Source organism: Alloyangia pacifica (assembly GCF_020524285.1).
GTDB lineage: Bacteria > Pseudomonadota > Alphaproteobacteria > Rhodobacterales > Rhodobacteraceae > Salipiger > Salipiger pacificus_B.
In genome coordinates, this window is sequence record NZ_JAIVKX010000004.1 from 276,835 (window position 1) to 295,748 (window position 18,914).

Here is an 18,914-nt window from a genome sequence, read left to right on the forward strand (position 1 = left end):
CTCTCGTGATCCGAAATCAAGAAGGCTTACTTGATCTTGCCTTCTTTGTATTCCACGTGCTTGCGCACGACCGGGTCGTACTTACGCACGGTCATCTTCTCGGTCATGGTCCGCGCGTTTTTCTTCGTCACGTAGAAATGGCCCGTCCCGGCGGTCGAGTTCAGGCGGATCTTGATGGTGGTCGGCTTCGCCATTCTTCTTCTCCTGCAACGGGGGGCGAGCGCCGCCCGTGAAATCTCTTGAAGCCCGCCTTTTACCCAGCCGCGGCCCGGAGTCAACAGCTCTTGGACCGGGAATCGCGACGAAGGCGGATTTTCCCCAATTTCCTCCCCAACCCGCCCCGGAGGGGCGGTGGGGCAGTCATGCGTGGAGGGCCTGTAAGCCGGATTTTGTCCAGAGCGGGTTGCCCCGCCCCTGTGCGACCATTCCTCTAGGCCGTACGTTGCCGCACGGCTCAAGCTGCCAACCCGGACCCCTCGGGCTGAAGCGGCCCTGCGGCGATATCTCCGAAGAGATCATGCCCCGCGCGGGGTCCCTATTTGGCATTGCTCCCGGTGGGGCTTGCCATGCGGGGCCTGTTGCCAGCCCCCCGGTGGGCTCTTACCCCACCGTTTCACCCTTACCGCCCCGGAGGGCGGCGGTCTGTTCTCTGTGGCGCTTTCCGTCAGGTTGCCCTGCCCGGGCATTACCCGGCACCGATGCTTCAGCGAGTCCGGACTTTCCTCTCCGGCGGTCACCCCGCCGCAGCGGCCGCCCGGCCCTCCACGCCCGGCTCCCATAGGCGGCGGCGCGGGGGCGGTCAAGCATTGGCGCGGCTCAGCGCGGCGCGGGCATGCGCATCCACTCGCGGATCGCCGCGCTGAGCGCGTCCGGATCCTCGAGCATCGGCAGGTGGCCGGTGCCGGAAATCATCCGAAGCACCGCGCCGGGCACCAGCTCGGCCAGCACGCTCTGGCGCTTCTCGGGGTAGAGGGTGTCCTGCGTGCCGGCGACGATCATCACCGGGATGCGCAGCTTGCGCACCACCGCCTGCTGGTCGCGCCGACGCTGCAGCGCCCGCGCCTGCCGCACGAAGACATCCGGGCCAAGCCCCTCGGCCATGTCGCGCACCAGCGCCATGATCTCGTCGCGGTAGGGGCTTTCTGCGAGGCATGTCTCGGGCAGCAGCCCGTCGATCGCCTCGGCGAACTTGCCGGCCCGGGCCTTGATCACCAGCCGGTCGCGCTCATCGGCCTGCTGCGGCGTGTCGGCGAGCGGCGAGCTGCCGATCAGCATCAGCCGCGCCATCCGGTCCGGGGCACGGCGCTGCAGCTCGATCGCCACCATGCCGCCGAAGCCGCAGCCCGCCAGCGCGAAGCGCCGCGGCAGCACGTCGAGCAGGCTCGAGGCGATCTCCTCGACGCGGTCCCCGAGGTGCACGGGGGCCACCATCACCGCCATCTCGCGCGAGAGGTCTGCGATCTGCGGCCCGTAGAGCCGCGCGTCGCACATGGTTTCCGGCAGCAGGACAAGCGGCTCAGCCATGATAGCCCCGCCGGGAAGTCCGATCGCGATGCCGCGCGGCGGGCGCCGCGCGCTTGAGGTGCGTGAGGTGGGTCACCAAGTCCGTTCTGCCCTGTCATCGAAGCGCGGGACTCTTCGCGGCGCCCCTTGCGCCGGTCCCTGCGGTAAAAGCTAGAGTATCGACGGAGATTTCCCAGTGAAAGCCGGAAGTCACCGCGCAGGCGGCTCGCCGCCGTGCGGCCACGCGAATGTGATCCCCGAGCCTTGTCCGCGCGTTAGCCTAGGCGCGCGGCCGGCCGACCCGGCCTGGTCCCGGTTGCATGAACGGTGCCGGTGCCACTGTCGATGCCACTGCCGGTGCCAATGTGGATCTGCATCCAGACCGCCGCCTCGTCGTAGAGCGACCATTCCCGGCGCAGCCCCTGCGGGCCGAACTCCGCCTGGCTGAGGCCCATCACATGCACCTCCGCGCCGGTGGGCGGGCCGAAGCGGCCCCAGCCCTCGTGCCGGCCGGTGAGCGACCAGCGCAGCGCGGCGCGCGGCGCCTGGCCCGGCTGCTCGGCGCCGATGCGGTGGTGGATGGTGAACCGCGCCGAGGGGAAGGCGGCGCGCAGGCCCAGCCAAAAGCGCTCGCCGCCTTCGGCCCCGCGCAACAGCTCGCCGCCGGTCAGGCAAAGCCGCGCGGCGGGGTCGTAGCGCGCCGGTGCGACGGAGAAGCCGCCCGCCATCATCTCCTCGAGCAGCGCGGCAAAGGCCCCGCCCCACTGGCTGTCGTTGCCCTGCCCGGTGTAGGGCCCCTGCACGTCCGCCTGCGGGCGGAAGGGCTGGGTGTCGGGATCGCGCCCGGCGAGCCGCCAACGCGCCCAGTCCCGCACCGACAGGCCGAGCTGGCGCAGGATTGCCCCGGTATCGCGCACCGCCCAGAGGTCGGCGACGCGATTGTCCTTGGCGTGCAGCTCGGCGAGCGCGCGGAAGCGCAGGCGCTTGCCGGTGGGCGCGCCGAAGACGCCCTCGCCGCCATGGGTCGCAGAGCAAAGCAGCCGCTGCGCCCCCAGCAGCCCCCGCCGTGGCGTGCCGGTGCAGATCACCTCTTCGGTCAGCGCCTCGAGGTCCGGCAGGGCCGAGACCAGCTCGAAGACCTCGGCCCGCAGCGCCTCGGGGCCGAAGCCGATGCCGCCGGGACGGCGCAGGATCACGTGCGGGTGCCAGAAGCGGTCGGTGTCCTGCTCGCCGCCGAGCCCGCGGCGGGACCACACCCGCTGCGCCAGCCGGCGCAGGTAGTCCGGGTAGTCCCGAAACTCCGGATCGAAGCCCTGCATGGCCGCCTCCCTCGTTGAGGGCAGCCTAGGGATGTGTGGTTAAGGAAGCCTTGCCGACGCCCTCAGTAGCCACGCCAGCGGAAGGCACCATCTTCCGCGCGCAGCGGCGAGAACGGGTTGTGGGCGATCTCCCAGACGTGGCCCTCGGGGTCGGCGAAATAGCCGATGTGCCCGCCCCAGTGCACCGCGCCGCCGGGGCGCAGGATCTTCGCCCCCGCCGCCTCGGCCTGGGCCATCAGCGCGTCCACCTCCTCCGCCGAGCCGACGTTATGCGCCAGCGTCATCGCGCCATGGCCGAGCGTCTCGGGGTCCACACCCATGTCCTCGGCCAGCGCATCACGGGAATAGATGCCGATCGCCTGTCCCAGCAGGTCGAAGACCACCATGCCGGGCACCGCATCGACGCGCTGCCACCCCAGGGCCTCGTAGAACCCCGCCAGCGCCTCGGGGTCGCGGGCGGCCAGGGTGATCAGGCTGATGCGGTGGTCCATCGGTCTCTCCTCAGCCGCCGACTTCGAGGATGGCGGTCTCGATATGGGTCAGGTTGTCGGGCTCGGAAAAGCGGTGGTCGGCGCCTTTGACCAGCGTGAGCCGCAGGTCGGGGCTGTCGATGTGGTCGAGCAGGCGCAGCGCGGTCTCGCGGGTCACCGCCTCGTCCTCGGTGCCCTGCACCAGCCGCACCGGGTAGGGCATCGGCAACGGCGCGCGCAGCACGAGGTTCTCGCGCCCGTCCTCGATCAGCTTGCGGGTGACGGCGTAGGGATCGCCATAGGCCGAGGGCAGGTAGACCACGCCCTTCTCCATCACCTCGGCGCGCTCGGCCTCGGAGAAGCCGGCCCAGAAGCTGTCTTCCGAGAAATCCGGCGCGGCGGCGATGCCGACGAAGCCGCGGACGTCCTTCAGCCGCCGGGTCAGCAGGCTGGCGATCCAGCCGCCCATGGACGAGCCGACGAGGATCAGCGGGCCGGAGGTGACGTGCTCGATCACCGCCTGTGCGTCCGCCGCCCAGTCGCCGATGCAGCCCTCCTCGAAGGCACCGCCGGACTGGCCGTGACCGGAGTAGTCGAGCCGCAGGAAGGCGCGGCCCCGGGCCTTAGCCCAGGCCTCGAGATGCACCGCCTTGGTGCCCTCCATGTCCGACTTGTAGCCCGACAGGAAGACCACGGTCGGCCCCTCCCCCGGCGTGTGGACATAGGCGAGGCGATAGTCGGGCATGTCGAGGTATTGGGTCATCGGTCCTTGCGTCTCTGGGCACGGGTCTTGAAGTCTGTCGGCGCCAACCTGACGCCTCGCCCGGCGCGAGGCAAGACCCGCCCGCTGGCGGTTTCCCGCCTGCCACAGAATCGCTGTTGGCCACCCGCCCCGGTTGCGGCAGACTAACCCTCGTATTTTTGCACGAAGTCCATTTTCAGGAGAGATAGTCATGGCAGGTATTGCCACCAACGCGGGCATGCGTCCGCATACGGCCCCCATTGCATCGCACGACATCCTTGGCGCCTTCGAGGCGCTGCGCGGCGATCTCGGCACCATGCAGCACCCCGCGCCGGCGCTGCAGGTCGAATTCGTCATCGCCAATGACACCGAACTGACCTGGCGCCTCATGGGAACCGCCCTGCATGCCGGTGAATGGCTCGAAGGCGCCCTGCCGCCCGAGCTGATCTCGCGCTTCGAGGCCGTCGGCGCCACCGCCGAGACCCACAGGGGCGGGGTCGGCGCCTCGCTCGGCTTCCGCCACGATTTCCACGATGCGCGCGCGGGCCTGCTCAGCGCCTTCTTCGTCGTCTTCGGCGCCAGCCCCCAGGCCACCGCGGACCGGGTCGAGCTCTATGCCGGCGTGATGCCCAAGGCCGCGCTCGACGGTATGGCCCACGACGGCGACGAATTCGTCATGCGGATCGGCGAGAAGCTGGAAGACCGCGGCGGCGCACGCCGGGCGCAGCACACGCATATCACGCTGGGCAATCTCGACCTCGTGCTGACCGCCACCTATTCCGGCACCGAGCCGGGGGTTGTCGAACTGGCGGTCACCCACGCCGAGGTCTGAGCGACCGCCTCCATCGCGAGCACAGCCTGAACAAACCAAAAGGAGCGGGGCCGGGCCCCGCTCCTTTCACATTCGGTTGCGCTGCGGATCAGAGCTGCGCCATGACCTCGTCGGAGGCTTCGAAGTTAGTGGTGACGCGCTGCACGTCGTCGTCGTCTTCCAGCGCATCCACCAGCTTCATCAGCGTCTGCATGGAGTCGAGATCAAGCTCGGTGGTGGTGGTCGGCTTCCAGATCAGCTTGGTCGACTCCGACTCGCCGAGATCGGCCTCGAGCGCGGTGGCGACCTCGTTCAGGTCGGTGTCGGCGCAGTAGATGACGTGGGATTCCTCGTCGCTCTCGACATCCTCGGCACCGGCCTCGATCGCGGCCATCATGATGGTGTCGGCGTCGCCGGCGTCAACCTTGTAGACGATCTCGCCCTTGCGCTCGAACATGAAGGCGACCGAGCCGGTCTCGCCGAGGTTGCCGCCGTTCTTGGTGAAGGTCGAGCGCACGTTCGAGGCGGTGCGGTTACGGTTGTCGGTCATCGCCTCGACGATCACCGCCACGCCGTTCGGGCCGTAGCCCTCGTAACGGATTTCCTCGTAATCCTCGCCGTCGCCACCGATGGCCTTCTTGATGGCGCGCTCGATATTGTCCTTCGGCATGGACTGGCTCTTGGCTTCCTTGACGGCAAGCCGCAGGCGCGGGTTCTTTTCGGGATCGGGATCGCCCATCTTGGCGGCGATGGTGATCTCCTTGGAGAATTTCGAGAAGAGCTTGGCGCGCACCGCGTCCTGACGGCCCTTGCGGTGCTGGATGTTTGCCCATTTGGAATGGCCGGCCATGTGGACCCCTTGCCTCGTCTAAGTAGTGAATGTGGAATATCGCGGTCTCATACCGCACAGCCCCCTGCCCCCGCAAGCCCGCTGCCCCTGTTTTGCAGGGAGATGGGCGCGGCCTCACCCGAGCCGCCGCAACACCGGCCGGCCCCGCCCCGCGCTCAGAGCGGGAAGAACAGCGGGATCAGAGCCGAGGCGAGGATGCCCATGGTCAGGTTCAGCGGCACGCCGACCTTGAGGAAGTCCGAGAAGCGATAGCCGCCGGGGCCGTAGACCAGCGTGTTGGTCTGGTAGCCGATGGGCGTCGCGAAGCTGCAGGAGGCCGCCACCATCACCGCCACCACCAGCGGGCGCGGATCGAACCCGAGGTGATGCGCGAGGCCGATAGCGATCGGCGTGACGACCACCGCCACGGCGTTGTTGCTCACCGCCTCGGTCAGCACCGAGGTCATCAGGAAGACCGCCCAGATCAGCAGCGGCCCCGGCAGGCTCTCGAGCAGCGGCGCGATGGCGCCGACGATCAGTTGCACCGCCCCCGAGGCCTCGAGCGCCGCACCGATGGCGAGCATGGCGAAGATCAGCGCCAGGAGCTGACCCTCGACGAACGAAAACGCCTCGTCGCTGTCGATGCAGCGGGTGAAGAGCACCACCGCCACGGCAATCACCGCCAGCGCGAGGATCGGCGCGACACCGAGCGCCGCCAGCACGACGATGCCGCCCATGGCACCGATGGCCACCGGCGCATGGCCGCGGCGAAAGGCGCGCACCGAGGGGCGCGAGACGTCAACGAGGTCCATTTCCTCGGCGAGGCGCTTGATGTCCTCGGGCGCCCCCTCGAGCAGCAGCGTGTCGCCGACGCGCACCACGAGGTCGTCGATCTTGCGGCCGATGTTCTGGTTCCGCCGGTGCACCGCCAGCGGGTAGACCCCGAAGCGGCGGCGCAGGCGCAGCCCGCCGAGGCTGCGTCCGACCATCTTGCAGCCGGGCGAGATCAGCACCTCGACCGTGGTGGTCTCCTTGGCGGAGACCTGGTCGACGCGCTTGAGCGACCTGTTGCGCTGCAGCGACAGAAGCTCGGTCATCTGGGTGCGCAGCACGACACGGTCACCGACCTCCAGCGTCACCCCCTCGAGGTTGCGGCGCAGCGACTCGTCGCCGCGCACCACGTCGATCAGCCGCACGCCCTCGCGCTTGAAGAGCTGCACGCCCAGAACCTCGCGGCCGATCAGGTCGCTGTCGGGCGGCACCACCGCCTCGGTGAAGAACTTCATGCGCGAGCGGTCCGAGAGCATGCCCGCCATCGAGTGCCGGTCGGGAAGCAGGAAGCGCCCCACCACCGTCAGGTAGAGCATGCCCCAGGCCACCAGGATAATCGCCAGCGGCGTGACCTCGAAGATGCTGAAGGCCTCGAGCCCCTGCGCCCGCGCCACGCCGTCCACCAGCAGGTTGGTCGAGGTCCCGATCAGCGTGGTGGTGCCGCCGAGGATCGCCGCGTAGCTCAGCGGGATCAGCAGCTTGGAGGGCTGCAGGCCGAGCGATTTCGAGATCTGCACGAAGACCGGCAGCATCAGCACCACCACCGGCGTGTTGTTCATGAAGGCCGAGGCGACGATGACCACCGCCATGATCACCGCCATCGCCTTCTTCGGGCGGCGCTGCACCTGCGCCTGCGCGTAGGTGGCAAAGGTGTCGAGCGCGCCGGTGCGCACCAGCGCCCCCATCACCACGAACATCGCCGCGATGGTCCAGGGCGCCGGGTTCGACAGCACGGTCAGCGCGTCCTGGTAGGGCAGCACGCCCACGGCCAGCAGGAAGGCGGTGCCGCCGATGGCGACGACCTCGGTCGGATAGCTCTCGCGGACGAACAGGATGAACATGGCCAGCACCGTGCCGATGGTCACCCAGGCCTGCGCCGTTTGGCTCAGCTCGAGAAAATTCATGCTTTTTTGTCGCCTGTTAAGTCGCCAGTCACTGCGCGCCCGACCTTTCGAAGTGCGGCTCATTCTTAGCGGATGTCGCGGCGCTGACAAGCAAGCCGCGCGGGCGCGGCTGCACCAGCGCCATGCCTGCCAACATCATGAGCAGCGCCCCCCAGATCGCCCCGGTGTAGCTCTCGCCAAGGAAGAGCATGGCCCAGAAGAGGCCGAAAAGAGTTACCAGGTAGCTGACCTGCACGGCAAAGACCGTCCCCGCCGAGGTCACCACCGCCACGTAGCCCGCATAGGCCAGCGCATGGATCGCCGAGCCCGCCAAGACCGCGAGATCCGGCGCCCCCCAGGGCGGGCGCGGGTCAATGAACTGGCCGCTCAGCAAGGCCAGCGGCAGCGCGATCACGGCGCCAAGGGCCGAGGCCCCGGCGAGCAGCTTCACCGGATCGAGTCCGCGCGTGCTCCAGCGCCCCACCACGTTGCCCTCGAGCGCGTAGAAGACCGAGGAGATCAGCGCCACCGGGATCCAGCGCGCCATGCCGGGCTCCGGCAGGCTGGTCTCCGGAAGAACCAGCAGCGCCACCGCGCCCAGCCCCAACGCCAGCCCCGCCAGGCGGCGCCAGGAGAACCGGTCGTTGCCGAGCGCCAGTGCCAGCGGGAAGGCGAACATCGGCACCGCCGAGAGCAGGATCGAGATCAGCCCCGAGGGCAGGTGCACGGCGGCGGTGTAGGAAGAGATCCCGGGCAGGACCGTGCCCGCAAGCGCCACGAAGAGTAGCAGCGGCAGGTCACCGCGCCTGAAGCGCAGGCTGCGCCCGCGTAGCAGCGTCATCGCCCCGAGCAGCAGCGCGCCGAGCGCCAGTTGCCAGAACAGGATGCCGACATGGCGATAGCCTTCGGAAACGGCGGTCTTTGCCAGCGGCTGGCCCGCCCCCCAGAGTGCGCCGACCGCGATCAGCGCGAGAAAGGGCATGGCCCGGCGCATCAGGGGCCGGCCTGCTCCAGCCGCCCGCCCTGGCGCACCATGCGCACCGAGGTCGCCTTGCCGGTGCGGTCGTCGGTCTCGACCAGCACGCCCGAGAGCGTCGCCTCGCCGAGCGCCGGCTGGAATCGGGTCTTGCCCATGCCGGTGACGAAACGGCGCATGGGCTCGGCCTTTTCCATGCCGATCACCGAGTTGTAGTCGCCGCACATGCCGGCATCGGTCAGGTAGCCGGTGCCGCCCGGCAGGATCTGCGCGTCGCCGGTGGGCACATGGGTGTGGGTGCCGACGACGAGGCTGGCGCGCCCGTCGCAGAAATGCCCCATGCCCATCTTCTCCGAGGTGGCCTCGCAATGCATGTCGACGAGGATCATCTGCGCCTGCCCGCCCAGCGGATGGCGCCGCAGCACCTCGTCCACCGCCGAGAAGGGATCGGCGAAGGCGCGCTTCATGAAGACCTGCCCCAGCACCTGCAGCACCAGCACCTTGCGCCCGCGGCGGTCGGTGAAGAGCGCGGCGCCCCGGCCCGGCGCCTGCTTCGCGAAGTTCAGCGGCCGGATGATGCGCGGCTCGCTCTCGATGAAGGTGAGCATTTCCTTCTGGTCGAAGGCGTGGTCGCCCAGCGTCACCACGTCGGCCCCGGCCTCGAGAATCAGCTTGGCATGGGCGCCGGTGAGCCCGGTGCCGCTCGAGGCGTTCTCGCCGTTCACCACGACGAAATCGAGTTTCCAGTCTTCGCGCAGGCGGGGCAGGGTTTCGGCGATGGCGGCCCGCCCGGCGCGGCCCATCACGTCCCCAAGAAAGAGTGTTCTCATGTGAGCATGGGTACGCGCGGCGGGCGGGAAAGCAAAGCCCCTTTTGAGCGCGGCGCCCTGCCCCGGCGACGCACCGGCGGCACGCCTGGGACCGCCTCCGGCGGGCGTATTTGGAAAGAGAAGAAGGGAACCGCCCCTGCGCTAGCGGCAGCGCAGCGCCGCCTCGGACCCGGCCTGCGACCACGGGCCAAGATCCTGCAGTGCGATCTCTGCCCCGCGCAGCCGTGCCGAGACCAGCCGCGAGAAAGAGCCGTCGGCCAGCACCATCTCGGGGCCCGCGCCGCAGTCGCGCAGGCCGCCCGAGATGAAATCCCAGCCAATGCGGTGGTTGGTCAGACCCGGCCGCGCCGCGACCTCGCGCAATTGCGGATCGCCGGGACGGTAGCGCACCACGCGCAGGGTCTTTGCCAGATGCGGGCGGTCGACATAGGCCAACTCCAGCGCGCCATCGTCGTCGAGATCGGCGCCGCCCAGCGGGGCGAGCCAGCGGTAACGCTGGCCGATGAAACCGGTCGCGGCGAGCAGGCCCGCGTGGGTGTAGAGCGCCAGCCGGGCGCCTTTCGAAAGATCGCTCTCGACCACCAGCGCGGCCCAGCCACCCTCGGGCAGCGGCACGACGCGCGGGGCGATGTCCTCGAAGACGCGGGTGTCCGGCAGGCGCAGGAGCACCGGGCCTTGGGGACCGTCGAGCCGCAGCGCGCCCCATTCCACCGCATCCCCGAGCACGCCGTGATCGTAGCGGGTGGTGGGCTCGGCATAGCTGGCGGCGGGGGATGTCTCGGCGCGGGCAACGCCGAAAGAAGGGCTCAGCGCCAGCCCCGGGACGATCCACAGGGCCAGCGCCGCAGCACACGCGCGGATCAGCTCGCGCGGGGATCCGGGCGCGCGGCTCAGATCTGCTTTTCCGGCATCTGCACGATCAGCCCGTCGAGCGCGTCGCTCACCTTGAGCTGGCAAGTCAGGCGCGAGCGGTCGGCGTCGGGCTGGAAGGCAAAGTCGAGCATGTCCTCTTCCATGTCGTCCTTCGGCGGCAGCTTCTCGACCCAGTCGGGATGCACGTAGACGTGGCAGGTCGAGCAGGCGCAGGCGCCGCCGCAATCGGCCTCGATGCCGGGGATGTTATTGTCCCGCGCGCCTTCCATCACGGTCAGGCCGTTCGGAACCTCCACGACATGCTCGGTGCCGCCAAACTCGATATAGGTGATCTTCGCCATCGGCCTTGTCTCCATCATTCGTCAGGGCGCGTTGTAGCCTTCGTCGTGGGGGCGGGTCCAGAGGCCAGCACTGTGCTTTCCGTGCCGAAAGCAAAGCCCGCGCCCTGCAGATCATCCGGCAGGCAGCGCCCCGCCCTTCCCCGGTTCCGCGGCACTTGCTAGGGTCCGCCGCAAAAGACGACTTGAGACCCGAGCCATGCCCCTCTCCCTGCCCCGCGCCCGCCTATCTCGTGCCTGCCTGCCCGCCCTGCTTGCAGGGCTCGCCGCCTGCACCGCGCCGCAGGCGCCAGGCGAGCAGGCGCCCCTGCCCCCCGAGCGCGCCGCGGACGGCAGCTGCTGGGCCCGGGAACACATCCCGGCGGTCTACGAGCAGGTGCAGGGCGAGGTGCTGGTGGTCCAGGCCGAGATCGCCGAGGACGGCACGGTGCTGCGCGCGCCGATCTATCGCCGCACCAAGGTGCCCAAGCTGGTGCGCCCGCGCGGCGAGATGCGCTTCGAAGCCCCCTGCCCGGCGCAGACGACCCCCGAATTCATTGCCTCGGTGCAGCGTGCGCTGGCCGCGCGCGGCGAGTTTTCGGGCGCGGTGACCGGAGAGATGGACGCCCCGACCCGTGCCGCGGTGCGCCGCTACCAAGCGGCGCGCGGGCTCGACAGCGGGCAGATCTCGCTCGAGACCGCGCGGGCGCTCGGCCTCGTTGCCGTGGACCTCTCGGAGCTTGAGGATTCGGCCACTTAGCGCGGAATGAGGATCGCCTGACCGCACAAGCGAGAGATCGCCGCCGGTTTCGCCAAGAGGAAATGCCGAATTTTTAGTCACTTGCCGACGTTTATGGATGCGAATTCCGGAACGTAAAGAGAACAAGTAAGCGGAAATCCGCCGGTTCCAAAACAGTCACCATTTCTTCGATTTTTTGAAAGCGCCGTGTTAACCATTCTTCTCCCGAGGCCGCCGCGGGAACAGTGGCGCCGAGCAGAACAACAAGATTTCGAGGGACACATGCGCGTGGAAAACGCCACCCTGAAGTCGCGGGCCATGCCGGTCGCCTGCGCGCTTCTTCTGATGATCACCGCCGCCTGCTCCAGCACGCCCGAGATCCAGCGCCTGTCTGATCTCGAGCTGAGCCCGGACCGCCAGGAGCTTGCCCTGCGCGAAGCGCAAAAGCTGCAATCCAAGGGCCAGCGGGTCTGGTGCGTGCCCTACGCGCGCAATCTCAGCGGCATCAACATCCGCGGCAATGCCGAGACCTGGTGGGGCCAGGCCAAGGATCTCTACCAGCGCGGCAAGCAGCCGGCGATCGGCGCGGTCATGGCGTTCAGCAAGACCTCGCGCCTGCCGATGGGCCATGTTGCGGTGGTCTCGGAGGTGGTGTCGCCGCGCGAGGTGATGGTCGATCACGCCAACTGGCACCGCAATCAGGTCTCGCTGAAGATGGCGGTGGTCGATGTCTCGCCGCGCAACGACTGGTCCGAGGTCCGGCTCGAGAGCAACCCCGGCGCGCTCGGCAGCATCTACCCGGTGACCGGCTTCATCTACCCCAGCCGGCTGAACTGAGCTCTCTCGACCTTTCCCGAAATGACGAACGTTCCGAAATGACGAACGTTCCGAAATGACGAACGGCGCGGCCCAAGGGACCGCGCCGCGTTGTTTTCGGGGGATGCGCCGCCCCCGTGGGGGCGATGCACCAGACCTCAGTCGTCAGCCACGCAGAGCTGCTTCTGGGTGCCGAGCCCTTCGATGCCCAGCTCGACCGTGTCGCCTGCCTTCAGGTAGCGCGGCGGCTTGAAGCCGAGACCGACGCCCGGAGGCGTGCCGGTGGAGATGATGTCGCCCGGCTCCAGCGTGAAGAACTGCGACAGGTAGGAGACGAGGAAGGGCACGCGGTAGACCATGGTGGCGGTCGAGCCGTCCTGCACGCGCTCGCCGTTCACCTCGAGCCACATGCCGAGGTTGTCGAAATCGCCCACTTCGTCGGGGGTCACCAGCCAGGGGCCGGTCGGGCCGAAGTTGTCCGAGGACTTGCCCTTCACCCACTGGCCCGCGCGCTCGGCCTGAAACTCGCGCTCCGACACGTCGTTGATCAGGCAGAAGCCCGCGACGTGGTCCATCGCATCCTCTTCCTTGACGTATTTCGCGGTCTTGCCGATGACGAAGCCGAGTTCGACCTCCCAGTCAGTCTTGACCGAATTGCGCGGGATGATGATCGGGTCGTTCGGGCCGCAGATCGCCGAGGTGAACTTGGCGAAGATCACCGGCTCCGGCGGCACGTCCATGCCGCTCTCGGCGGCGTGGTCGGCGTAGTTGAGGCCGATGCAGATGAACTTGCGGGTGCCGCCGACGCAGGCGCCAAAGCGCGGTTCGCCCTCGACCAGCGGCAGCGAGGCCGGGTCGATCGACTTCAGCGTGTCGAGGTCGGTCAGCACACCGCCCGCGATGTCCGAGACGTGGCCCGAGAGGTCGCGCAGCTTGCCGTCGGCGTCGATGAGGCCGGGTTTCTCGGCGCCGCGTGCGCCGTAACGTGCGAGTTTCATGGGGAGTTCCTTCTGAAGTCTTAGGTGGTCCAGCCGCCGTCGATGACGTGGGCCTGACCGGTGGTGAAACCGGATTCGTCGGAAGCGAGATAGGCGACCAGCGCGGCCACCTCGTTCGGGTCGCCCACCCGGCCCATCGGCTGGCGGCCGATGAAGGCCTTGAGCGCGCCCTCGTAGTCGCCGGTGTCGCGCAGGCGCTGGTGCAGCGAGGGGCTGTCGACCGTGCCCGGGCAGATGGCGTTGCAGCGGATGCCCTGGGTCACGTAGTCGGCGGCAACCCCCTTGGTCAGCCCGACGACCGCGGCCTTCGAGGCCGAGTAGACCAGACGGTTGACCGGCCCGGTGATCGGCCCCGCGACCGAGGACATGTTGATGATCGAGCCGCCGCCGCGCTCCAGCATCCCGGGCAGGAAGGCGCGGATCATGCGGAACTGCGCCTTGGCGTTGAGATCGAAGGCGAAATCCCATTCATCCTCGGTGGCTTCGAGAAGCGTGCCGGCGTGCACGATGCCGGCGCAGTTGAACAGCACGTCGACCGGGCCGACCTCTTCGGCAAAAGCCGAAATGGCTGCGCCGTCGAGCACGTTCAGCGCCTTCGCGGTGATGCCCTCGATCTTGCCGAGCTCTTCCAGCGCCGCCTCGTTGATGTCGGTGGCGATGACCTCGGCGCCCTCGGCGGCGAAACGCTCCGCCGTGGCCCGTCCGATCCCCTGCCCGGCGGCGGTGATCACCGCTTTCTTGCCGGCAAGTCTTTGTTCCAGGTTCATTCTTCCTCCTTGATCCCTCATGCGTGCATCACGCGGCCGGCAGACAGGCCGGACCGATCGGCTCGAAGCTCTTGTAGGTCAGGATAAACTCCCGATGCCCAAGAGCCTCGGATTTGGTCAAAGCGCCTCCTGCCACCGCGACCACGAGATCGCGGATCTCGCGGCCCACCTCCTCGATGCTGCGCTTCCCTTCTATGATGTCGCCGGCGTTGACGTCCATGTCCTCGGCGAGGTTTCTGTAAGTCTGCGGGTTCGCGCAGATCTTGATGACCGGAGAAATGGCGGAGCCGACCACAGAGCCGCGCCCGGTGACGAAAAGCGACAGATGCGCGCCGCTGGCGATCATCTCGACGATTTCGGCATTGTCCGAAATGTTCGGGAAGCCGAAGCGGACGTCGCCGTCGGGCACCACGTCCATCAGGTAGAGCCCGCCGCGCGGCGGCACGTCGCCGGGCTTGATCAGCCCGGAGATCGGGCTGTCGCCGGATTTGACGTAGGCGCCGAGGCTCTTTTCCTCGATGGTCGACAGCCCGCCCGCAGCATTGCCCGCGGCGAAGCTGCCGTAGCCCAGGGTGGCGTAGTAGCGCTCGGCCTTCTGCACGCTGTCGCGCAGCGCCCGGCCCAGTTCGGGGGTCACCGCGCGCGCGGCCATGATCTCCTCGCAGCCGATGAGCTCGCCGGTCTCCTCGAAGATGCAGGCGGCCCCCTCCCCCACCAGTAGGTCAAAGGCCTTGCCCGCCGCCGGATTGCCGGAGATGCCCGAGGTGCCGTCGGAGCCGCCGCAGACCGTGCCGATCACCAGTTCGTCCACGCCCATCCGCGCCCGCGGCACCTCGGCGACCTCTGCCAGCGCGCCGCGCACCCAGTCGCGGCCCATCTGCACGGTCGAGGCGGTGCCCCCGGCCTTCTGGATCACCAGCGTCTTCACCGGGCGGCCCGAGGCCGAGACGGCCTCGGAGGCGCGCACCTTGTCGAAGCTCTCGCAGCCGAGGCTGACGAAGAGCACCGCGCCGACGTTGGGATGTGTGCAGAGCCGGTCCATCATTCGCGCCGCGTACTCATTGGGGTAGCAGCCCGGGAAGCCGATCAGTTGCACGTCTTCTTCGGGAAAACCCGAAACGATCTTCGAGGCCACGAAATGCGCGCATTCCACCAGGTAGGCGACGATCACCGTATTGCGGATGCCTTTGCGCCCGTCCTGCCGCAGCCAGCCGTTCATTGCGCCACCCCCGCCGAAAGACCGTCGGCGTCCTGCAGCATATGCGTCGGCGTATAGGCCGAGCGGATGTTGTGCACGTGCACATGCGCGCCCGCCGGGATGGCCTCGGTCGCGATGCCGATGGGCATGCCGTATTTCAGGATGCGATCTCCGGCTGCGATGTCGTGGCGCGCGATCTTATGGGCCAGCGGGATTGGCCGCGCGAGCATCACCGCCCCGCCCTCGAGCGGCACCTCGGTACCTTCGGGGGCCCTTTCGCGGGCGACCAGCACATTGTCCGAGGGGCTGAGCAGCAGAAAGGGGCCGCGCATGGCGCTACCCGGCTTCGGGGCGGTGTCAGTCATGGTGAAAGACCTCCTGGGCCTCGGCCCACCACTCGCCCTCCTGCCGGGTGTCGAGCGGGCGCTGCAGCGGCATGCAATGCGACCACCAGTCCTGCGTCACCGGGTCCGCCGCCATCTTCGCCATATCCGCCTCGAAGGCGCTTCCGATATACTCGAAATAGGCGAAGAGCAAGTTCTCCGGCTCCTTGAGGAAGATCGAGTAGTTGCGGATGTTGCAGGCGGAAATCATCTCGAGCACCTGCGGCCAGACGGCGGCGTGCAGGCGCTTGTACTCGGCGATCCCCTCGGGATCGACGGCAATGATCTGGCCGTGGCGTTGGACGGTCATGTCGGCTCCTGTGGGTAGCGCGGGCAGCGCGGGGAAGGCAGCGTCCGACCCTCGCTACGCTCGGCGTTATTCATATCCGGATGCATCATTTATATCTAAACACCACTGGCCGAACCTGTCAATTCGGGGCACTCCGGAATGTTGGCGCTCACAAAGGCAGATGTCGCGATGCGGCGGGCCGGGGATGCCTCCGGCGGGGATATTTGGGCCTGGAAGAAGGGCGGAGGTGGCGCGTCGGCCCGAGGCCGTGCCTCGCGGGATCGGCGCTGCAGGCACGAAAAAGCGCCCCGGCATCGCGGGGCGCTTGATGGAGATCGCTTGGGCTTGTGTCCCCGTGGGGACAGCGTGTCAGCCCTCGGCGGCCTTGCGCATCTCCTCGCCGAACTGAACCCGCAGCTTCTTGCGGATCGCCGCGGCGCGGTGGCGCTTCTTCTCGAGCTCCGTGGTCACCTCGAGATCCGGCACCTCGGCGGGCCGTCCTTCGTCATCCACCGCGACCATGGTGAAATAGCACGAGTTGGTGTGCCGGCGGGTGCGCTTGCGGATGTCCTCTGCCTCGACGCGGATGCCGATCTCCATCGAGGTGCGGCCCGCGTGGTTCACCCGCGCGCGGAAGGTCACCAGCTCGCCCACGTTGATCGGCTGCTTGAAGGTCACCTGGTCCACGGAAAGCGTCACCGCGTAGCGCCCGGAAAACCGCGAGGCACAGGAAAAGGCCACCCGGTCGAGCAGGTTGAGCAGCGCGCCGCCGTGCACCTTGCCGCTGAAATTGGCCATATCCGGCGTCATCAGCACGGTCATCTCGAGTTCGCGGGGATCCATGGCTTGCTCCATCACTGGCCTTGTTGTCCGAAGCTCAGCGCTAGCACAGCGCCGGGACCGGATGCCGCAACATTCGAACGGACCACGGCGGATTCCGGCGTGCACGGGCATCCGCGCATCGCAGTGCACTTTTAGCGGGTGCCCCCTATGGGCATTCTCGCCAAGGGTAGCGGCGGTGCGGGTCGCCGGCCCTCGTCGCGCCCCGAGAGGCCGAAACAGTGGCCTTTTGGCCACCGCCGGGAAACCCCACACATTCCCCCCGGCTTATCCACGTGGACGCTACGTAAACCTCGGGATGACTCGGTTGAGCGGCGCGCTTCGGATCGCCATCCTCGGCACTTCAGACATCACCGCAAAAGGAGTGCCTCATGGCCCGGATTCTTCTGATCCTTCCCGACCAGGACCAGCGCAGCGCGCTGGATCGCATCCTCGCCGAGGGCGGCCATGATGCCTTTCAGACCGCCACTGCCGTGGATGCCCGGCCGCTGATCGAAAGCGGCCAGTATGATCTGGTGATGCTGGATCCGGAACTGCCCGACCAGGACGGGTTCGACTTCCTGCGCGACCTGCGCGCCGGCAACACCCGGCAGCCGATCGTCGTGCTGAACCGCTACGCACGGGTCGCCACCACGCTGATCGCCAAGGCGCTCGGCGCGAGCGGCATCCTGACCATGCCCTTCACCCGCGGCGAGTTCTTCTCGACCATCGACGACGCCATCGCGGCCTGACGCCGCCCTGCGGCAGGCCGGCGGCCCTGCCTGCCGCCCTGTCGAGGAGGAGAGGCGCAAGCCCTGCGCCCCACCTAAGCGTCATCGCCCTCAGACAGAATTTTGAAGCCCGCCGCGCCGCGCCCGGTGCAGACAGCAGACCGAGCGGGCAGTGCAGAGCACCCGCCCCCCGACTGAGGCTGAAGCCCGGCCTCAAAGCCGCGGGAGCGGCGCTCTTCGAAACGCGATATCGCAGTTCTTTGCGATGCTGGCTTCTTCCAGCGCATCCATCCTGCCCTTCAGCCGCGCGACCTCGGAGGCATTCGCGTCGTTGCCCCCGACAAGCATTGCGGCGGGCCAGAACAGCACGATCGCAACGCTCGCCACGACGGCGTCGTTGCGCGCCTTGCGGTTTTGAAGGCTGAAGGTCTGCGCGGAGCGTTCGGAGATGCGCAGCGCCTCCTGGGTGACCTGGCTGCAGGAATACGACTGGAACTGCAGCGGAGAAACATACTGACCGGAAATATACTCAGACTTCGTCGCACAACCCGAAGTTACAACACAGGCAGCGAGCCAAATGGCTGCAAGCTTGAAGTTCATATCTTCATTCCCTTAACAGATAGCCCCCACAAAAGGCGGATTTCCGCTCATGAAATCAACCTTGCGTAGTTTTTGCTTTCACTTCTCTCGCGAGGGATGTGCCCCTACGGCAACAGCCCCTATCAGGGACATGGGCGCCCATTTGCCGTCGAGACCGCGAAGACGACCGCATTGAATATTGGGGAAAATTGGGTTTACGCCGCGCTGCAGCGGTCATGCGCGATCCCCCTCCCTTCTAGGGGCGACCATCGCACGCCGCCAAGACGCCGAGGGCCCGGGCCCCTCGCGGGACCCAGGACACATGCAAGTTTCAAGCCAGTGATGAACCCGGATGCCTACGTCGCCTCGGGCAAAGGCGCCTTGCGGAATTCCAGCCCGCAGTCCTTCTGAATACTCGCGCTTTGCAGGGCATCCATCTGCCCCTTGAGGCGCGCCAGTTCGGCGGCATTCGCACCGTTCCCGCTGACGAAGAAGGCCGCGGGCCAGAAAAGCACCAAGGCGACGCCGGTCGCGACAGCGTCACTGCTGGCTGTTTTGTTCTGAACGAGCATCGCACGCGCCGAATATTCGGAAACACGCTGCGCTTCCTCGGTGATCTGGCTGCAAGAGTATGACTGGAATTGCATCGGCGACACATATTGCGCCGCGATATCTGTGGATTTCTTCGCGCAACCCGAGATCGCAACACACGCAATTAGCCCAAGGGCGACATTCAAATAACTCATATTAAAATTCCCAGAAATGGACATATTCAAAATAAACGTGGACCAATAGCCACGTTTTCAAAGCCTTGCCCTAGGATCATATGCGATTTTTGACATGATTTCACCATATTTCGCACATGCGTCCTGATCGCGCACGCAGAAGAGTGATGCGCGACCATGTGGCCCGAGGCGCGCTGACGCAGGGGGCGGCGTTTTGCAACTGACGGGGGCCGGCAGCGAAACGCTGCCACGCATACGGGAGCCCC

General features: G+C 67.5%; 23 protein-coding genes and 1 other RNA gene. 4 read left to right on the forward strand and 20 right to left on the reverse strand.

Features of this window, described 5'->3' with window-relative positions; all coding sequences use genetic code 11:
* Nucleotides 1–26: 26 nt before the first annotated feature.
* The 6 genes from rpmG to LC039_RS07680 all read right to left on the reverse strand — a co-directional run bounded on the left by rpmG (nucleotide 27) and on the right by LC039_RS07680 (nucleotide 4,055).
* On the reverse strand, nucleotides 27–194 hold the full coding sequence (gene rpmG / locus LC039_RS07655; protein WP_007799108.1) for a 50S ribosomal protein L33: 168 nt from the start codon (nucleotides 192–194) through the stop codon (nucleotides 27–29).
* Between the two features lie 168 nt (nucleotides 195–362).
* Nucleotides 363–766: RNase P RNA component class A (gene rnpB, locus LC039_RS07660), an RNA gene on the reverse strand.
* Nucleotides 767–816: 50 nt separating this feature from the next.
* The gene (locus LC039_RS07665) at nucleotides 817–1,524 is read right to left on the reverse strand and encodes an alpha/beta fold hydrolase (RefSeq protein ID WP_226622863.1); all 708 of its coding nucleotides are present in this window, start codon (nucleotides 1,522–1,524) and stop codon (nucleotides 817–819) included.
* A 254-nt stretch (nucleotides 1,525–1,778) separates the two neighbouring features.
* On the reverse strand, nucleotides 1,779–2,822 hold the full coding sequence (locus LC039_RS07670) for an ester cyclase (RefSeq protein WP_226622865.1): 1,044 nt from the start codon (nucleotides 2,820–2,822) through the stop codon (nucleotides 1,779–1,781).
* A 62-nt stretch (nucleotides 2,823–2,884) separates the two neighbouring features.
* The gene (locus LC039_RS07675; RefSeq protein ID WP_226622867.1) at nucleotides 2,885–3,313 is read right to left on the reverse strand and encodes a VOC family protein; all 429 of its coding nucleotides are present in this window, start codon (nucleotides 3,311–3,313) and stop codon (nucleotides 2,885–2,887) included.
* A 10-nt stretch (nucleotides 3,314–3,323) separates the two neighbouring features.
* A complete protein-coding gene (locus LC039_RS07680) occupies nucleotides 3,324–4,055 on the reverse strand; it encodes an alpha/beta fold hydrolase (protein WP_226622868.1) in 732 nt (243 codons plus the stop codon).
* A 190-nt stretch (nucleotides 4,056–4,245) separates the two neighbouring features.
* Between LC039_RS07680 and LC039_RS07685 the strand changes: the two genes are divergently transcribed.
* Entirely contained in the window at nucleotides 4,246–4,866 is a 621-nt protein-coding gene (locus tag LC039_RS07685; protein WP_226622870.1) for a hypothetical protein, read from the forward strand.
* A gap of 88 nt (nucleotides 4,867–4,954) precedes the next feature.
* Here LC039_RS07685 and LC039_RS07690 read toward each other — a convergent pair whose 3' ends face one another.
* The 6 genes from LC039_RS07690 to LC039_RS07715 all read right to left on the reverse strand — a co-directional run bounded on the left by LC039_RS07690 (nucleotide 4,955) and on the right by LC039_RS07715 (nucleotide 10,628).
* Complete coding sequence (locus LC039_RS07690) at nucleotides 4,955–5,695, reverse strand: YebC/PmpR family DNA-binding transcriptional regulator (RefSeq protein WP_226622872.1); 741 nt, start codon at nucleotides 5,693–5,695, stop codon at nucleotides 4,955–4,957.
* A 155-nt stretch (nucleotides 5,696–5,850) separates the two neighbouring features.
* On the reverse strand, nucleotides 5,851–7,629 hold the full coding sequence (locus LC039_RS07695; RefSeq protein WP_226622874.1) for an SLC13 family permease: 1,779 nt from the start codon (nucleotides 7,627–7,629) through the stop codon (nucleotides 5,851–5,853).
* A 28-nt stretch (nucleotides 7,630–7,657) separates the two neighbouring features.
* Nucleotides 7,658–8,590 (reverse strand): DMT family transporter, encoded by a 933-nt coding sequence (locus LC039_RS07700; protein WP_226622875.1) that lies wholly within the window; start codon nucleotides 8,588–8,590, stop codon nucleotides 7,658–7,660.
* 11 nt (nucleotides 8,591–8,601) lie between these two features.
* Nucleotides 8,602–9,414, reverse strand: coding sequence for a TIGR00282 family metallophosphoesterase (locus tag LC039_RS07705; RefSeq protein WP_226622877.1), 813 nt, complete (start codon nucleotides 9,412–9,414; stop codon nucleotides 8,602–8,604).
* Nucleotides 9,415–9,555: 141 nt separating this feature from the next.
* The gene (locus LC039_RS07710) at nucleotides 9,556–10,371 is read right to left on the reverse strand and encodes a VCBS repeat-containing protein (protein ID WP_319003710.1); all 816 of its coding nucleotides are present in this window, start codon (nucleotides 10,369–10,371) and stop codon (nucleotides 9,556–9,558) included.
* Nucleotides 10,305–10,628: a 2Fe-2S iron-sulfur cluster-binding protein gene (locus tag LC039_RS07715; protein ID WP_226622879.1), complete on the reverse strand. Its 324-nt coding sequence runs from the start codon at nucleotides 10,626–10,628 to the stop codon at nucleotides 10,305–10,307. The genes LC039_RS07710 and LC039_RS07715 overlap by 67 nt, the downstream gene beginning before the upstream one ends.
* 196 nt (nucleotides 10,629–10,824) lie before the next feature.
* Between LC039_RS07715 and LC039_RS07720 the strand changes: the two genes are divergently transcribed.
* Together LC039_RS07720 and LC039_RS07725 are read left to right on the forward strand one after the other, a co-directional pair.
* Nucleotides 10,825–11,364, forward strand: coding sequence for a peptidoglycan-binding domain-containing protein (locus tag LC039_RS07720; protein WP_226622880.1), 540 nt, complete (start codon nucleotides 10,825–10,827; stop codon nucleotides 11,362–11,364).
* Between the two features lie 261 nt (nucleotides 11,365–11,625).
* Nucleotides 11,626–12,180 carry a CHAP domain-containing protein gene (locus LC039_RS07725; protein WP_226622882.1) on the forward strand — a complete coding sequence of 185 codons (555 nt, stop codon included), beginning with the start codon at nucleotides 11,626–11,628 and terminating at the stop codon, nucleotides 12,178–12,180.
* A gap of 137 nt (nucleotides 12,181–12,317) precedes the next feature.
* Here LC039_RS07725 and LC039_RS07730 read toward each other — a convergent pair whose 3' ends face one another.
* The 6 genes from LC039_RS07730 to LC039_RS07755 all read right to left on the reverse strand — a co-directional run bounded on the left by LC039_RS07730 (nucleotide 12,318) and on the right by LC039_RS07755 (nucleotide 16,637).
* Complete coding sequence (locus LC039_RS07730; protein WP_226622883.1) at nucleotides 12,318–13,157, reverse strand: fumarylacetoacetate hydrolase family protein; 840 nt, start codon at nucleotides 13,155–13,157, stop codon at nucleotides 12,318–12,320.
* A gap of 20 nt (nucleotides 13,158–13,177) precedes the next feature.
* Nucleotides 13,178–13,924 (reverse strand): SDR family oxidoreductase, encoded by a 747-nt coding sequence (locus LC039_RS07735; protein WP_226622885.1) that lies wholly within the window; start codon nucleotides 13,922–13,924, stop codon nucleotides 13,178–13,180.
* Between the two features lie 28 nt (nucleotides 13,925–13,952).
* Nucleotides 13,953–15,143 (reverse strand): UxaA family hydrolase, encoded by a 1,191-nt coding sequence (locus LC039_RS07740; protein WP_226622887.1) that lies wholly within the window; start codon nucleotides 15,141–15,143, stop codon nucleotides 13,953–13,955.
* Nucleotides 15,140–15,487: a UxaA family hydrolase gene (locus LC039_RS07745; protein ID WP_226622889.1), complete on the reverse strand. Its 348-nt coding sequence runs from the start codon at nucleotides 15,485–15,487 to the stop codon at nucleotides 15,140–15,142. The genes LC039_RS07740 and LC039_RS07745 overlap by 4 nt, the downstream gene beginning before the upstream one ends.
* Nucleotides 15,480–15,815 carry an L-rhamnose mutarotase gene (locus LC039_RS07750; RefSeq protein ID WP_226622890.1) on the reverse strand — a complete coding sequence of 112 codons (336 nt, stop codon included), beginning with the start codon at nucleotides 15,813–15,815 and terminating at the stop codon, nucleotides 15,480–15,482. Before LC039_RS07750 ends, LC039_RS07745 begins: the two co-directional genes overlap by 8 nt.
* Nucleotides 15,816–16,163: 348 nt before the next feature.
* Nucleotides 16,164–16,637 (reverse strand): acyl-CoA thioesterase, encoded by a 474-nt coding sequence (locus tag LC039_RS07755; RefSeq protein WP_226622891.1) that lies wholly within the window; start codon nucleotides 16,635–16,637, stop codon nucleotides 16,164–16,166.
* Between the two features lie 368 nt (nucleotides 16,638–17,005).
* Between LC039_RS07755 and LC039_RS07760 the strand changes: the two genes are divergently transcribed.
* Nucleotides 17,006–17,365, forward strand: a complete 360-nt coding sequence (locus LC039_RS07760; protein WP_226622892.1) for a response regulator — start codon at nucleotides 17,006–17,008, stop codon at nucleotides 17,363–17,365.
* Between the two features lie 192 nt (nucleotides 17,366–17,557).
* Here the strand turns inward: LC039_RS07760 and LC039_RS07765 are convergent, their stop codons facing one another.
* Nucleotides 17,558–17,944 (reverse strand): hypothetical protein, encoded by a 387-nt coding sequence (locus LC039_RS07765; RefSeq protein ID WP_226622894.1) that lies wholly within the window; start codon nucleotides 17,942–17,944, stop codon nucleotides 17,558–17,560.
* A gap of 335 nt (nucleotides 17,945–18,279) precedes the next feature.
* The gene (locus LC039_RS07770) at nucleotides 18,280–18,669 is read right to left on the reverse strand and encodes a hypothetical protein (RefSeq protein ID WP_226622896.1); all 390 of its coding nucleotides are present in this window, start codon (nucleotides 18,667–18,669) and stop codon (nucleotides 18,280–18,282) included.
* Between the last annotated feature and the right edge of the window lie 245 nt (nucleotides 18,670–18,914).

What these genes read in the sequence shown, in the direction of transcription:
- rpmG (WP_007799108.1), bottom strand. Translation starts at nt 194, where the DNA reads ATGGCGAAGCCGACCACCATCAAGATCCGCCTGAACTCGACCGCCGGG.
- LC039_RS07665 (WP_226622863.1), bottom strand. Translation starts at nt 1,524, where the DNA reads ATGGCTGAGCCGCTTGTCCTGCTGCCGGAAACCATGTGCGACGCGCGG.
- LC039_RS07670 (WP_226622865.1), bottom strand. Translation starts at nt 2,822, where the DNA reads ATGCAGGGCTTCGATCCGGAGTTTCGGGACTACCCGGACTACCTGCGC.
- LC039_RS07675 (WP_226622867.1), bottom strand. Translation starts at nt 3,313, where the DNA reads ATGGACCACCGCATCAGCCTGATCACCCTGGCCGCCCGCGACCCCGAG.
- LC039_RS07680 (WP_226622868.1), bottom strand. Translation starts at nt 4,055, where the DNA reads ATGACCCAATACCTCGACATGCCCGACTATCGCCTCGCCTATGTCCAC.
- LC039_RS07685 (WP_226622870.1), top strand. Translation starts at nt 4,246, where the DNA reads ATGGCAGGTATTGCCACCAACGCGGGCATGCGTCCGCATACGGCCCCC.
- LC039_RS07690 (WP_226622872.1), bottom strand. Translation starts at nt 5,695, where the DNA reads ATGGCCGGCCATTCCAAATGGGCAAACATCCAGCACCGCAAGGGCCGT.
- LC039_RS07695 (WP_226622874.1), bottom strand. Translation starts at nt 7,629, where the DNA reads ATGAATTTTCTCGAGCTGAGCCAAACGGCGCAGGCCTGGGTGACCATC.
- LC039_RS07700 (WP_226622875.1), bottom strand. Translation starts at nt 8,590, where the DNA reads ATGCCCTTTCTCGCGCTGATCGCGGTCGGCGCACTCTGGGGGGCGGGC.
- LC039_RS07705 (WP_226622877.1), bottom strand. Translation starts at nt 9,414, where the DNA reads ATGAGAACACTCTTTCTTGGGGACGTGATGGGCCGCGCCGGGCGGGCC.
- LC039_RS07715 (WP_226622879.1), bottom strand. Translation starts at nt 10,628, where the DNA reads ATGGCGAAGATCACCTATATCGAGTTTGGCGGCACCGAGCATGTCGTG.
- LC039_RS07720 (WP_226622880.1), top strand. Translation starts at nt 10,825, where the DNA reads ATGCCCCTCTCCCTGCCCCGCGCCCGCCTATCTCGTGCCTGCCTGCCC.
- LC039_RS07725 (WP_226622882.1), top strand. Translation starts at nt 11,626, where the DNA reads ATGCGCGTGGAAAACGCCACCCTGAAGTCGCGGGCCATGCCGGTCGCC.
- LC039_RS07730 (WP_226622883.1), bottom strand. Translation starts at nt 13,157, where the DNA reads ATGAAACTCGCACGTTACGGCGCACGCGGCGCCGAGAAACCCGGCCTC.
- LC039_RS07735 (WP_226622885.1), bottom strand. Translation starts at nt 13,924, where the DNA reads ATGAACCTGGAACAAAGACTTGCCGGCAAGAAAGCGGTGATCACCGCC.
- LC039_RS07740 (WP_226622887.1), bottom strand. Translation starts at nt 15,143, where the DNA reads ATGAACGGCTGGCTGCGGCAGGACGGGCGCAAAGGCATCCGCAATACG.
- LC039_RS07745 (WP_226622889.1), bottom strand. Translation starts at nt 15,487, where the DNA reads ATGACTGACACCGCCCCGAAGCCGGGTAGCGCCATGCGCGGCCCCTTT.
- LC039_RS07750 (WP_226622890.1), bottom strand. Translation starts at nt 15,815, where the DNA reads ATGACCGTCCAACGCCACGGCCAGATCATTGCCGTCGATCCCGAGGGG.
- LC039_RS07755 (WP_226622891.1), bottom strand. Translation starts at nt 16,637, where the DNA reads ATGGATCCCCGCGAACTCGAGATGACCGTGCTGATGACGCCGGATATG.
- LC039_RS07760 (WP_226622892.1), top strand. Translation starts at nt 17,006, where the DNA reads ATGGCCCGGATTCTTCTGATCCTTCCCGACCAGGACCAGCGCAGCGCG.
- LC039_RS07765 (WP_226622894.1), bottom strand. Translation starts at nt 17,944, where the DNA reads ATGAACTTCAAGCTTGCAGCCATTTGGCTCGCTGCCTGTGTTGTAACT.
- LC039_RS07770 (WP_226622896.1), bottom strand. Translation starts at nt 18,669, where the DNA reads ATGAGTTATTTGAATGTCGCCCTTGGGCTAATTGCGTGTGTTGCGATC.